At 57.3% G+C, this 13,833-nt stretch carries 10 protein-coding genes and 1 pseudogene; 7 read left to right on the forward strand and 4 right to left on the reverse strand.

Annotated features, from left to right (window positions below; translation table 11 throughout):
* Positions 1-74 precede the first annotated feature (74 nt).
* Positions 75-1,121, forward strand: coding sequence for a hypothetical protein (locus tag AABM55_RS22275; protein ID WP_347927776.1), 1,047 nt, complete (start codon positions 75-77; stop codon positions 1,119-1,121).
* A gap of 10 nt (positions 1,122-1,131) precedes the next feature.
* Here the strand turns inward: AABM55_RS22275 and AABM55_RS22280 are convergent.
* Positions 1,132-1,401: pseudogene (locus tag AABM55_RS22280) on the reverse strand (hypothetical protein).
* A gap of 233 nt (positions 1,402-1,634) precedes the next feature.
* On the opposite strand from AABM55_RS22280, the gene AABM55_RS22285 reads away from it, so the two are divergent.
* The 3 genes from AABM55_RS22285 (at position 1,635) to AABM55_RS22295 (ending at position 5,310) form a co-directional block, all read left to right on the forward strand.
* Complete coding sequence (locus AABM55_RS22285; protein ID WP_347927777.1) at positions 1,635-3,524, forward strand: DUF262 domain-containing HNH endonuclease family protein; 1,890 nt, start codon at positions 1,635-1,637, stop codon at positions 3,522-3,524.
* A gap of 382 nt (positions 3,525-3,906) precedes the next feature.
* The gene (locus tag AABM55_RS22290) at positions 3,907-4,455 is read left to right on the forward strand and encodes a Bro-N domain-containing protein (RefSeq protein WP_347927778.1); all 549 of its coding nucleotides are present in this window, start codon (positions 3,907-3,909) and stop codon (positions 4,453-4,455) included.
* A gap of 135 nt (positions 4,456-4,590) precedes the next feature.
* On the forward strand, positions 4,591-5,310 hold the full coding sequence (locus tag AABM55_RS22295) for an HNH endonuclease (RefSeq protein WP_347927779.1): 720 nt from the start codon (positions 4,591-4,593) through the stop codon (positions 5,308-5,310).
* Between the two features lie 378 nt (positions 5,311-5,688).
* On the opposite strand, the gene AABM55_RS22300 is transcribed toward AABM55_RS22295, so the two are convergent.
* Positions 5,689-9,195: an alkaline phosphatase family protein gene (locus tag AABM55_RS22300; RefSeq protein WP_347927780.1), complete on the reverse strand. Its 3,507-nt coding sequence runs from the start codon at positions 9,193-9,195 to the stop codon at positions 5,689-5,691.
* A gap of 34 nt (positions 9,196-9,229) precedes the next feature.
* Positions 9,230-10,207, reverse strand: coding sequence for a hypothetical protein (locus tag AABM55_RS22305; RefSeq protein WP_347927781.1), 978 nt, complete (start codon positions 10,205-10,207; stop codon positions 9,230-9,232).
* A gap of 214 nt (positions 10,208-10,421) precedes the next feature.
* Between AABM55_RS22305 and AABM55_RS22310 the strand changes: the two genes are divergently transcribed.
* Together AABM55_RS22310 and AABM55_RS22315 are read left to right on the forward strand one after the other, a co-directional pair.
* A complete protein-coding gene (locus AABM55_RS22310) occupies positions 10,422-11,381 on the forward strand; it encodes a hypothetical protein (RefSeq protein ID WP_347927782.1) in 960 nt (319 codons plus the stop codon).
* Positions 11,382-11,475: 94 nt separating this feature from the next.
* On the forward strand, positions 11,476-11,793 hold the full coding sequence (locus tag AABM55_RS22315) for a helix-turn-helix transcriptional regulator (protein WP_054593632.1): 318 nt from the start codon (positions 11,476-11,478) through the stop codon (positions 11,791-11,793).
* A 95-nt stretch (positions 11,794-11,888) separates the two neighbouring features.
* Here the strand turns inward: AABM55_RS22315 and AABM55_RS22320 are convergent, their stop codons facing one another.
* A complete protein-coding gene (locus tag AABM55_RS22320; protein WP_054593634.1) occupies positions 11,889-12,944 on the reverse strand; it encodes an MBL fold metallo-hydrolase in 1,056 nt (351 codons plus the stop codon).
* A gap of 202 nt (positions 12,945-13,146) precedes the next feature.
* On the opposite strand from AABM55_RS22320, the gene AABM55_RS22325 reads away from it, so the two are divergent.
* A complete protein-coding gene (locus AABM55_RS22325; RefSeq protein ID WP_054593635.1) occupies positions 13,147-13,761 on the forward strand; it encodes a TetR/AcrR family transcriptional regulator in 615 nt (204 codons plus the stop codon).
* The last annotated feature ends 72 nt before the right edge of the window (positions 13,762-13,833 follow it).

Below are 13,833 nucleotides of genomic sequence, written 5' to 3' on the forward strand. Positions count from 1 at the left end.
GATATGAGACAAAGCCATATCGACGTAGTGGTGATGGATTGACAGCCACTACAACCAGTGAAGGGGGGCGATTTATGAAGCTGGTTCGAGACTCACGCACCTTAAAAACCAAGGCACTTAGTTCTCTTCGTACAGGGATGCAGGCGTTCAATAGCTTCGATGACGATGGGCGTATCACTACGGTGCTGCTGCATCTCCAACATGCCTGTGAGATGTTGCTAAAGGCCGTATTGGTGCAGAACCAGGCCAAAGTCTTCGACAAAGAGGCGGGGCGCTCGATCACCTTTGAGAAGTGCCTCGGGCTCTGTACAGCACACTTTGGCCTGACAGCAGAGGAAGCGGGCGTTATGCGCGCTGTTGACAGCCTGCGCGATGCGGCCCAGCACTGGATCATTTTGGTTGCGGAGGATCTGCTCTATCTCAATACGCGAGCACTGATCACGGCTTTTGATGCCTATCTTCAGCGAGCCTTGCAGGATGCCCTGATTGAGCATATCCCGGCTCGGGTTCTGCCGGTCTCGACTATGCCTCCGGGTGATTTCGAGTTCCTGGTAGATCGGGAATATCGTTTGATCCGAGAGTTGCTGGAGCCTGGGCGTCGACATCGGGATGAAGCCCGTGCGCGGATTCGTTCCCTGCTTGCGATGGAATCGATTGCCGTGGAAGAGGTGGTCATATCTGAGCGTGACATCGACCGTATCGAGAAGGCCGTGCGTGCAGGGCATGACCTCCTTGAGGTCTTTCCCCGTCTGTCTACGGTGGGTACGCACACGGATGGTGAGGGAGTGAACCTGGTCGTTCATTTCACCAAGAAGGAGGGTGCACCTGTCCGTTATATTGGAGGGGATGACCCTGCCGACGCAGCGGCGGTTCGCGAGCTAGATCTTCAGAAGAAGTTCTATCTCGGGGCAGCAGACCTGGCTCAGAAGCTTGGGCTAACCCAGCCTAAGGCGCGGGCGCTACGAGCGCATCTGGGGATAGACGCGGATGTGACCTGCCGCCACGTCTTCGAGTTCGGATCGACGAAAATTCCGCGCTTTTCGGATAATGCTTTCCGTCGTATGCGCGAAGCTTTGGACGATCTCGATATTGAGGAGCTTTGGCGGGCACGTGAGCGGTAGCGCAGCTGGCTCAACGCTCGACCGTCAAGGGCTTTATAATCCCTACCCCTTCGCAAAACCGCCCTACTGCTGTCAGCGAGCGCCACAGTCAAACCAGATCCCGCAGCGAGCGTACCGGCAGCCATTTCACCCCAAGGTGTAACTCCAGGCGCCAGGCCTCGCCTTCTCGCAACACGCGAAACTCCTGCGCCGTGCCGGTCTCGACCAGCGCCTGCAACGTCTCCTGCTTGACCGCTCCTTTCAATTCCCCTGCTCTCCCACTCAGCCAGTTCCATGGCATTTGGTATAGCGCAGAGTGTTATTCCGGTAGCCGCAGCGCATCGAGCGATCACTGCCCCCCCCCCCCCCCGCTTCGGGTGTGGGGCCTGATTGACCATAACGTCCAATTACGTGCAGTCCGCATTCCTCCCGACCGCTCAGCGGACTGGCCGCCAATCCACCGGTCAGCATGTGTGCCAAGTGACACCATAGGAATCACACGCCAGAATGCGGCGACTACCAAAAGGGGAGGCCATGAAATCCGAAACACTCACCGTGCGCCAAATTTTCCAAGACCGGCGCCAATACTGTGTTCCCTTCTACCAGCGAGCATATGTGTGGACTCAGCGGAACCAATGGGCCGCCCTGTGGCAGGACATTCAAGAGAAAGCCAATGCCCGCGTGCTGGGAATGAACATCACGCCGCATTTTTTGGGTGCCGTTGTCCTGGAGCCTCAAGCTAAACATGGGCTGATGGGGGTCGACACCTTGCACATCATCGACGGCCAACAACGCTTGACGACGCTCCAATACATTCTGGCCTCCCTGCTGCTCGCCCTGCGCGCAACCGACATGCAAGTTTTTGAGCCAAGCGTCATCGCCTGCATGCAAAACACCAACGAAGAAACCATGCGCAATCCGCAGATGGAGCGCTTCAAGCTGTGGCCCACATTTCGGGATCGCCCACACTTCGAAAAGAGCCTAGCAATCAAGCGCCTAGAAGATTTCCGCGAAGAGTTTTCAGCGCACTTCACTCAGCATGGCACCCTGCGTAAACACTATGATCATCCGCCATCACTGGCTGCCATCTGGTTCTTTACCACGGAGTTCAGCCAGTGGATCCGTTCTGGAGACGGTCAAGAACCGAGTTACGCCGAAGCACTCATCATGGCAGTCCTGCAAGATCTAAAACTGGTCAGCATTTCACTGGAAGCCGAGGACGACGCCCAGGTTATCTTTGAGACCCTCAACGGCCGAGGGGCCGAATTGCACGCGACCGATTTAATCCGCAACTATATCTTCATGCGTGCAGATCACGACGGCGTGGATGCAGGGGCGCTCTACAACACTCAATGGTTGCCCTTCGAATCAGACTACTGGTCGACCAAACAGCGACGCGGCCGCATCAATAAGCCACGGCTGGAATGGTTGATTCACTCGACCCTTCAGGCCGAGATGGGTAGCGAGATTGACCTGTCCCGTTTGTACAACGAATACAGACGTTACGCTGCCGCTAGCACTCCACCCAAAACGGCAGATCGGCAGCTGGTGACCTTAAACCAATATGCTGAGCACTATCGCGATTTGATAGGCATGTCAGGCTCTTCACCTATCGCTCGTCTAGGCTGCCGAATTGCTGCCTATGATGTCACCACGCTACACCCACTGACTTTGCTAATTTCAATAGCTGAGATCACCGATTCAGAAAAGACACGAATGTTCAATGACCTAGTGTCCTACGTTGTGCGCCGGGCGGTATGCGGCCTTACCCCGAAGAACTACAACAACGTGTTTTTGGCTGTTCTACGTCATTTGACGAAGGCGGGCATATCGAGCGAGGAGCTAAGAAATTACCTTTGTACACTCAAAGGAGATGCTTCCCGCTGGCCCGAAAACTCAGAATTTCGCAATGCGTGCATCTGCTCCCCACTTTACCCCGGCCGACTTGATGCGGCCAAAACGCGCTCGTTACTGACCGAGCTAGAGGGAGCGTTACGACTATCTGTCAAGAGTGAGGAGCCCGGGCTCCCTGATCTATCAAACCTCGATATCGATCACATAATGCCACGAAGCTGGCACTCCAACTGGCCCCTAAATGACGGCAGTACAGCTGCGAATAACGATGAAGCAGATATTGAAATTATCTTGCGCTCTGGAGGCTCACTGAGCCTCAGGCAGCAACTTATTCGTGAGCGTTACGACACTATTCCAACCTTGGGCAACCTAACCCTACTGAATCTGAGTGTGAATCGGTCAGCGCAACACTGCGACTTTCTAGTTAAGCGTGACAAGCTAATTGCGAACACGAGCCTTCGTCTCAACATCCCGTTGATTGCGAAACTGAAGTGGGACGAACTAGAAATTTCAGCGCGAGGCGAATTGCTCGCCGATGTTGCACTGAGGATTTGGCCGAAAGATGAATGACTTCTAGCTAGAAATTCAGACTTTATTGAGACTCCACGGGCGCTTGCCGCGATTTACCGCTCTGTATCTGAACCGGTAGATCGAAAAACCAAAAAGCCCTGATTTGATCAGGGCTTTTTTATTGCCCACAGAAAACACTTAATTCCTACACAAAGTAGGGAGCATGCCGCATGGATGCTCAGCGATAGCACTTCTAAACTCCATGACAGGTGCCTAAGAAACACCCAACGTAGAAAGCAAGCCCATCACACAGACTTGAAAATGATAGCCCCTGGGTGCTCGTCATTTGATATCGGTGGAAGGCCTAGCTCGTTGGGATTTCTTAAGCCCGCTCTACGTTGGGTTCTGGCCCTGCCCAATTCATACGTAGAGGTCACGGAATATGACGACTCGAGTCTTACCCCATGTTTTTCCCTCGTTAACAGATGACGTAGCGGAGCCCATCACCTCCACCCTCTTCACCCGCCACAACATCCACCTCCATGCCCTGCTCTTGGAAAACCAAGCCTGGTTTTACGCACGCGATATTGGGCGGTTGATGGGCAAATACCTGGACGAACGCATGTCCCGAAAGCTCGATGCGGATCAACGGCGAATGCTGCTTGTGCAAGCCCATGGCACTGCAGAAGAGCGGTTGATGCTCAGTGAGTCCGGTGTGTATGCGTTGCTGGTCTATCACTATTGCCCGGAGTACCGTTCGCTACGCGAATGGCTGACCCATCAGGTGGTGCCGACGTTAAGGGATGCGCGGCCGTTGCGGGCGGTGGAGCGGCCGACGTTAAGCGTGTTGGATTGGCCGCAGATGCAGTTGAGTCTGTTGCATTGGCAGGATGAACCGTGGATTCGGTTGCGGGATATGCCTTGCATCCTACTGACTCAGCAGCAAACGTCTTGGTGGCGGAAGGCTTCGCGGGTGTTCAAAGTTTTTTAGTCGACCATCGACGTGATGCTTGTGGGATTTCCTTAGTCAATTTGAGAGTTACTTCGGATCATGCCGTAGGAAATTTCGTAGACGCCGTAATGGCCACTCAGTATCGTCCGAGGGTTTTCAACCCTCGGCGATTGTATGGACACTGGAAAGAAACAACCTGGTTGGACTGACGAGGAGCTAACAGCCTCGGTCGATGCCTACCTTAAAATTCTCGCACTCGAAGATGATGGGCAAACCATCAACAAATCGCTCGAACACCAAATTTTGCAGAACGGTGCACTGATCAACCGCAGTACCAAAGCCGTTGATTATCGGCTGCAGAACATATCGTTTTTGTTTGTTGAGCTTGGCCTGAAACCTACTAATTGCTACCCATCCAAGCCAAATATCGGCTCAGGGATTGCCGCACGCGTTGAAAAGATTCTTGCTTCAAAAGGCTTAATCAACCTCGATGACTATTTGCCTACAGATGACGAAGAGACCCTGAACCGTCGTACTGCAAAGCTTCGAGAACAAAACCTCATAGGCGAGCCAGAAGGCATTGAGAAGCCAAAAAAGATGGTGAGCACTACCACCTCGTATGCGCGCTCCCCTCGGATAAAAGCGTGGATTTTGGATAACGCAAAAGGCATTTGTGAAGGCTGCGACCAGCCAGGGCCATTCGTACAGACAGACGGAACTCGCTTTCTTGAAGTCCACCATGTAAAGCATTTGGCCAATCGAGGATCGGATCGTCGGAGTAATGCCGTTGCTCTTTGCCCTAATTGCCATAAGCGTTGCCACCACTCCGCCGAGAAGGATGACTTCACCTCGATGCTGTACGACAAAGTGAATCGGTTAAAGCGGGAGGACTGATCCAAGTAACTGGGCTAAACACTATCCGTGGCGAGGGAGCTTGCTCCCGTTCGACTACGTAGTAGTCGCCAACCGAATAACGCGCTATGCCTGACGCACCGCGTTTTCCTGTTTTAGGGTCGCTGCGCGCCCCAGCGGGAGCAAGCTCCCTCGCCACAAATCGGTGCTTAGGTTGGTAACTGAGTTGAATGGAACTCCGCCCAGTCAGGCTTCCATAGGTTTAGTGCAGTGATGAAAACAGTGAGTGCAGTCCGCGAAGCGGCCCTGAATCCAAATATCGCGGACGTTCAGGTAGAACGCATTTGCAGGTTTTGCGGCTGCTACGCAGCCGAACGGGGGCAAGCCCCCTCGCCACAGTAGTGCTCACCAGATTCAGCGTCACTTTCCAAGCCCACTAATCTTCCACGGGCACACCGCTTCCCTCACCCCGCTCGGCCCGACAATCTCCGGTGTCTGCCCCAACGACCTCGCGCTCAGCACTTTGCCGACCTGCTCGATCAACTTATCAAACCCCAACGTCACATTTTCCTGGTGCAACTTGCGCAGTTGCTCGACCACGGCGTAGGTGAAGGCGCCGTAGCTGGTGGAGCCGACTTCGTATTCGTTGGCCTTTTCGTTTTCTCGGGCGGCGTAGAGCATCAGGGGCATGTAGGGGCCGTGGTGGCCGTAGAGTTTGCCTTGGCGTTGCAGTTGGGCTTTTTTCTCGGGGCGTAGGCCGGTGGCGGCGCCTTGGGTGCTGCGGGTGCGGGTGAGTCCGCGGGAGGTGTGGTCGTGTTCGCTGAAGTCGCGGCCGTCGCTGTCGGTGGCGTACACCCGGCGGTCCCAGTCGCCGGCGTAGGGGTCCCAGCGCAGCATGCGGTGGCGGATGTCGCTGGGTGGGGTGATGCCGCGCACGCGGCCGTTGCCGCGGGTCATGCCGCCGGCGTAGCAGCAGTCGAACATGACGGTCAGTTTGGCGCCGTGGCCGTTCGGGTCGAATGGCAGGTGGCTATAGAACTGGCGGAACAGTTTGTCGGTGAAGTGGGTGTTTTCGTCGTCCCAGTCGAAGTCGTAGAGCACCAGGGTTTCGTCCATGCGGTCGGCTTCGCCGCTGCTGCTGTAGGCCGGCAGTTGGGTGCCGTGGCCGGAATAGAACAGCACGCGCTCGTCGCTGGCGCGGGCGCCTTCCACCAGCCATTCGAGGCGCTCGACGAAGTTCGCCCTCGTCGCTCGGGCGTCGTGCAGCAAGCGAATATCGCCGGCGTCGTAGCCGCTTTCCTGGAGCATGCGGCTGATCAGGTAGGTGTCGTTGATGCAGCCGTCGAGGCGTGCGCCCGGTTCCGGGTAGTCGTTGATGCCGACCACCAGGGCGCGGCGTTTGCGTTGGCCGCTGCGGGACAGGAACGCCGGCACTTCCAGAGCGCTTGCCGCCACCACATCGCGAGCCAGTTGTGGCCAGAGGCCGGTCTGGCTGGTAGCGGATGACAAGTAGGCTTGCGCTGCGTGATTGAGGTCGAGCAGGTCATCACGCAGCGGCACGCTGAACTCGGTTTGCAGGTCGACCCGTGCCGAGTCTGGCGAGGTGATCGGCCGGGTCAGCAAGCCGTCGTTGGGGTTGTAGAGGTGGAACCAACGGCGAATGCCTCGTCCGTTTTCACTCAGGCGCATCACCCGCCCGCCCCACACTTCGCGCATCACCAATGGCAGTGCGATGGGCGAGCCGAAGCTGACGAATACCCGGCCATCGACGAGTTTCAGCGCCGAACCTTTCTTGGCCACCGAACGGCGCAAGGCGTCGTAACCGATCAGGCTGCCCAGCCCTTGGGCGAAGATGATCTGCGGGTTGAACGCGTCGATTTTTTCCAGCAGATGTTGGGTCAGTGCGGTGCGCAATTCGGCGTCTTCGATCCATTGCACGATGGCGCCGACGGTGGTGCGCAGCATCTGATTGACCGGCAGGCCCCAACTGCCGAAATCCTCGTCGGCCTTGCCCCTGGCATCGTCCCGCAGCATGGCCAGGCCGCGGGTGATCTGGGCGAAGTCCGGTCCATCCTTGAGTTGGTCATCGAAGGGCAGAAAGTCGATGTCCTGGTCGTCGATAACGCGACCGTTCTGCGCCAGTTGGCTGCGGATCAGCGTGCGCCATTGTTCCTGCCAGTTCGCGTCGGTACTGCCCTGCCCATTGGCGGGCGGCGTGAATCCCACACCCGGCAGGCACAGGACTCGCAGTTGCGCGGGCACAACAGCCGGCGCCGCCCCTGCTTGCAAGGTTTTGACGGCGGGCGCACCAACGGCAGCCACCGTTTGACCGTGGGCGGTGGCCATCAAATCCTGCAGGCGCCGCAGTTTCGCTTCCAGGCTGTCGGCACTGGGCGCGGCGGACGTGAGGGCAGCCTGGCCGGGCTCAGCCAGTGCACGGGTGCGGCTGTCGAGGAAACGGCTGACACCTTGGGCACTGTTTTTCCAGATCTGCTCCGGATCCAGACCATCGAGGTAACCGGTGGCGCTGTCCACCACCTGCCGGCTTTGGGTCGCCAGTTGGGACTCGATCAAGGGCAGCCCGGCGCGGCTTGGCACGGCGGTGGCTGCCAGTTTCGGCGCAGGTGCAGTGCTTGCGGCTGTGCGCCAGATCGGCGCGTTGCCGAAGTGCTGGGCCGCGACCACCCTTGCACCTAGGGCACTGCGCGGCAGTTGGAAATGATCGCAGAGAAAGGCCAGCAAACTGGTGTGGTCGTAATGCTGCGCCTGGAGGTTGTCGGCCCACGGAATCAGACCCGGATTGAGCCAAGGTGAAGCGAGGATCGCCGGTACGCGGATACCCAGCCGAGTGAAGGGATTGGGCCAGTCAACATCAACCGTCGACCCCGTCGCCACGCAAGTCGGCGGCACCACATGGTCATGGAAGCCGCCGTGCTCGTCGTACAGCAGCACGAACAGGGTTTTGCTCCAGAGGTCGGTATTGGCCGACAAGGCATTGAACACCTCGCCGACAAACTGATCGCCAAAGCGCAGGTCTTCCGGTGGATGATGCGACACATTAGGCCCGAGCTTACCGTTGAGCAGGCCATAGCTCGGCTCGATCCACGACAGTTCGGGGAGCTTGTTGCCGGAGACATCTGACTTGAAGTCGTCGATGCTCATGTGTTGCAAGCCACCTTTGACCAGCGCCGCCAGCGGGATCGCGCCGTCGGAATAAATGCGCACGTCGTGACCCTTGTCGCGCAGCAGCGAAAAAATGCTGTCGCCACCAAATTGCGCGATCAAGCTCTTGATACCGGCCAGCACGGTGCCCGTGGAGGGCATCAGCAAGTGGCCGTTGCAACTGCCGAGCATGGCGAAAAAACGGTTCGGCCAGGTCGGGCCCGGAACCGAGGCGAACCAGCGGTCGCACACGGTGAAATTGCGCGCCAGCCCCTGGATTGCCGGCAGTGGATCGGCGGCGGGCGTGGAGCCAAACGGGATGTAGTTCATCGCCCGCTGGGCCATGGATTGCGAGTAAGTTTTGTACACCTTCAGATCGTTGCGGGCCTTGTCGTAGGCGTCCTGCGCAAAGCCATCGAGCTTGGGTGCAGTCAGGCTGGTCTTGAGTGACACATCCAGTTGCTTCACCACATCGACGAACTCGTGACCGAGGTCGAAACCTTCGCTGTCCTTGGCCGGTAGCGCCGGTGGCGAAGGCGCGGGCGGCGCCCACAGGGCAAAGTAGTCAGGTGTTTCCGCCGTTTGAGTGATCACCGCCGTGTTGCCACTGGCATCCTTCAGCGGGTTGGTGCTGGGCGCTTTACGGTTGATGCCGTCGCACGCACGGTTGATGCTGGTGTAATCCCCCAGCAGATGATCGAACGAGCGGTTTTCCATCATCAGCACAACGACGTGCTTGATCTCGTCGGGCCAGTTGTTCGCCATGCTGCTCTCCCTGAGTTGATGTACCCGATCGCGCTCAGGGCTTGGGCTGTGGGACTGTTTTGCTGCCCGTCAGGCGAATCATCTGGCTCAACATCTTGAACCAGAAGTCGCCGCCCAACGAGGCAGCCAACGCCGCCGTCATGACCCCAAGCAACCAGTAGCCGAACCAGGCGATTTTGTTTGTCTGATCGTTGTGTAAAAAAGCCGGCGGGTTGTTCCAGCCGATAGCGCCCTGAGGCAGCGCCTGCAAACTGCTCAATGCCGAATCGAACTGACACTGGGCCTTGTCGTCCCGATTCGCGCAGGCTTGATCGAGTGCTGCGGATGCGCTGTTCGTCACCAGATTGTTGGCCATCTGCATGCCTGCTGCGTGCAACGTGTCATTGCGCACCATGCCTTGCATGAGGTCGAACGCGTTGACGTTGAGCACCAGGCAAATCACCAGCGAGCAGGCCAGCGAGACAACTTTGGCATTACGCCGCATCCAGCCTTCGGCGCGGTCCATCACCGCATTGATCCAGTGCTCCAGCCGGGTCTTGAACGCGCATAGCAGCTCCTGGGCCGTGGTGACTTTGGCCTGGGCCGCCGCAAGCATCGTCGACAGTGCACGGCGCAAGTGCTCGGACGGGACCTGCGCAATGCCCTTGGTCAGGGCTGCATTAAGTTCGTCGAGGGGAATATCGAGGGTCGTGGTGTCGTCTTTGTGCAGCAGCAGCGTGATCACCACCTGCGCCAGCATCGCCGGGTCCAGGTAACTGGGGCGATTGCCCGGCGGCGCCATGGACTGGATCATCGGGTGATCGAGCACCTGCTGGAAGAACGCCAGGTCGCTGTCGTTCAGCCCCTTCAATTTGCCGGTGAACAACAGCTTCAGGGCGTTATAAAGGTACTTCGCCCGGACCTTCTGGAAGAACGATTGAATGATTTCAGTGAGGGTGGTGACGAAAATACCCAGCAGCGTGAACAGCGCCAACATCCCGAGAATCGCGTCCAGAACGACCGACCCAAACATCCTTACCTCCTTGTAGATGCAACAGATAGTCAGCCCGCAACGGCGCCTCAGTCTGAGGCATGGAGCCCTACGCTCCATCTGACAACGCTAGTCAGGCTATGGGGTCTTGTCCAATTGCAGAGGGCGTTGATGCGACAAACGTGAATCAACAGGTGCGCCATCACGCGCCACCCGCTATTAATACGCCACCTACCTCTCAAGGACCCGAGCGCGCATGAAATTCGACACCGCCTACTGCATCAGCCTCGACGACAAGCTGTCGATCTATGACGTGCGCGATCTGAACTTCGACGAGACCATGGACTTCGACTCGGCCAAGGAGCGCTTTCAGTGCCCCAACGACGACTGTCGCACGGCGTTCGACGAGGCGAATGGGCTGGGGACGTTCAACGCGAAAAACGTCAATTACATCCGCACGCCGCACTTCAAGAACCTGCCCGGCACCCGGCATATCGAAGGCTGCCCTTATGTCAGCCTCAGAGCACCGGCGTCAGAAGGTGCAGAAACGGACGACGGGCCGGAGGAGCACTTTCCGTCAGAGCTGCTGCTGACCCGGCGTCAGTATGTGCGCAAACCGTCCACCCCAATGCCGGATGTCGATGCGCCTCGGGAACAGCCGAAACCTTCTGCCACGACCAGTGCCAGCGAGCACCCGACTCGCGAGTCGGCACCGGACAAAACCAGCGTCTTCGCTCACCCGGTGGAGTGCTTCGTATCGAATTTCGATAACAAGGACCTGCTCAAACGCATGCCGCTGAAGATTGGCGAGCACACTGCGTCCTACAGCGCATTCTTCAAGAAAATCGAATACCTGCAAGACAACAAGGGGCTGATTTACTGGGGCAAGATCAAGGCGATCAAGGACTACAACACCAGCTTCCGCATCGATTTCGAGAAGAAGGTCTGGCTCGACAAAAAGCCCTACTCGGTGAACGTCTACCTGAGCAAAAAACTGATCGAGAACTACCGCAAGCGCAAAGCCTTCCTCGAGGAAATCAAGGGTGCCATCGGCAGTGAGCGGGAGCTTTATTGCTTCTTCTATGGTGTGACCCCGGAGTTGAAGCAGGTGCCGAGCAAGAAAAACCCCGAGCAGACGTTCGGGGTGTTCAGTGGTGACATCGAGAATCTGGATCACTTCATTATTCGCGAGGTGCCGGGGTTGGAGGCGACGTAGAACCAATCAAAAAATTGAGTTTGATCCGGGTCGAAAACAACTGTACAAAAACACAGTACTCATTGAATAACCCATTTCGAACCCGGAGAAAACCATGGCCTCTCTTGCGATGAAAATCACCCTGGAACGTATCGCCCTTTTCCAATTCACCCCCGCACACAGCGCACAAGCCCGTGCGATGCTGGGCTGGTCGCTGGAGGAGTTTTCCAGGGAATCCGGGGTTACCGTTGAAGCTATCCGCCGGTTTGAAGCGGGCGGTGAAGTGCTCGACGTCACCCGTCTGGCCCTCGCCTACCGGTTTGAAGCCGAAGGCCTGGTGTTCTTCCCAGGCTTTGCACCGGGCCGAGGCATGAGCGTCAGAGGCTCTACGCCTGATCCGGTGGGGCGGGCGGATTACGCGATGATTGAGTGATATCCAATCATCCGCTGGGGCCCCTTCCCCCAACACTGGCAGAGTCTGCTGTACCAGCATCTGCGCAGAACAATCCGTGGAATAGGCGTACGTCCCTAGCTATTAACGATCAACTGAACGGTCGTCTCTTCAACTTCCAGCCACCAGGCCTCCCCACGCTGCGGCTGGCCAAGGCTGAACGCTTCGCCCATTTGTGGTGTGGTGATCGAGACACTGCGTTCCCAGGCCAAAGCCAAGATGCGGTCGAAGGGTTCATGCCAGGCGTGCATTGACAGGTCGAAGGTGCCGTTGTGAATCGGTAGCAGCCAACGACCCTTGAGGTCGATGTGGGCTTGCAGGGTTTCTTCTGGTTGCATGTGAATGTGCGGCCAGTCGACGTTGTACGCGCCGGTTTCCATCAGGGTCAGATCAAAGGGGCCGAACTGTTCGCCGATCGCTTTGAAACCGTCGAAGTAACCGGTATCGCCACTGAAGAAAATCCGTTTGCCGCCATCGATCATCACCCACGAGGCCCAGAGCGTGCTGTTGCCATCGAACAGCCCGCGACCGGAAAAATGCTGCGAAGGCGTGGCAATGAAATGAATGCCCTCGATCTGAGTGCCTTCCCACCAATCCAGTTGACGCACTTTGCTCGCATCGACGCCCCATTTGATCAGCGTCTCACCCACGCCCAGCGGCGCAAGAAAGTGCCTGGTTTTGTCCGCCAGCTTGAGAATCGACTGACGATCGAGGTGATCGTAATGGTCATGGGACAGAATCACCGCTTCGATCGGTGGCAACGCCTCGAGGCTGATCGGTGGTTGATGGAAGCGCTTGGGGCCGGCCCACTGCACCGGTGATGCGCGCTCAGCGAAGACCGGGTCGGTCAGCCAGAACTTGTCGCGCAGTTTCAGCAGCACGGTGGAATGCCCCAGGCGGAATACGCTGTGGTTCGGTGCGTCGAGAAGCTGTTCGAGTGTCAGCGCTTGAACCGGAATAACACCGGTCGGTCGCGTGTTACTCGGCTTGTGGAAAATCATGTTCCAGAAAATTCGCAGGGTCTTGCGAAAGCCTTGCCCCGGTACGGCCGCATGGTTTTGGTATTGCCCCTGCTCTTGCCGGGACGTTTTCAGTTCAGTGGCGCTATCCGCCTGGTAAGAGAAAGTGGCCATGTTTAAGTGACTCCAGAAAAACCGACGAGGTGCGGCGTTTCTTTTTCGGACGATAAATGGCCAATGCACGCACGCGTCAGCCGCAAACTCTATTTTTCAACCGTTCAACTACACTGCACAGTGTAGTTTCAAGATTGCAACAAAGCCGTGAGCAAGTAAACTGCCGAGTGTAATTCTCCCTTTTTTCTACCGACGCGTATTTATGACAGCTCCGCAGCGCCTCACCGACCGTAAACGCGAAGCCATTGTTCAGGCGGCGATTGCCGAATTCCGTGCCAACGGTTTCGACATCACCAGCATGGACAAGATCGCCGCCACCGCGGGCGTGTCGAAGCGCACGGTGTACAACCACTTCCCCAGCAAAGAAGAGCTGTGGACTGAAATCCTGCAACGATTGTGGACCAACGTCACCGCTCAGCAGGACAACTGTTATCGCACAGACCTGCCGCTTCGCGAGCAGTTGGGCCAACTGCTGCACTGCAAATTGCAGTTGCTGGGGGACACCAATTTCCTTGATCTGGCACGAGTTGCCATCGCCGCCACCATCCATTCGCCAGAACGGGTCCAGGACATGGTGGAGCGCATTGGCGAACGTGAAGAAGGGCTGACCACCTGGATTCGCGCGGCTCAGGCTGACGGTCGGCTCAAGCCTGTAGACCCGGCCTTTGCTGCCCAGCAGGTGCAGGGAATGCTCAAGGCATTTGCCTTCTGGCCGCAGATCTCTCTGAACTGTCCACCACTGTCACCCGAGATGCAGACAACGGTTGTAGAGTCGACGCTGGACATGTTTCTGGCCTGCTATCAACGGCAGGCATGAAGGGCACGCAAAAGGACACATGGAACAAATGACACTATTCACGTGTTTATCCGCTGGACCGAAGCGCTGAAT

The organism is Pseudomonas helvetica, from assembly GCF_039908645.1.
In the GTDB taxonomy this organism is placed as follows: domain Bacteria; phylum Pseudomonadota; class Gammaproteobacteria; order Pseudomonadales; family Pseudomonadaceae; genus Aquipseudomonas; species Aquipseudomonas helvetica.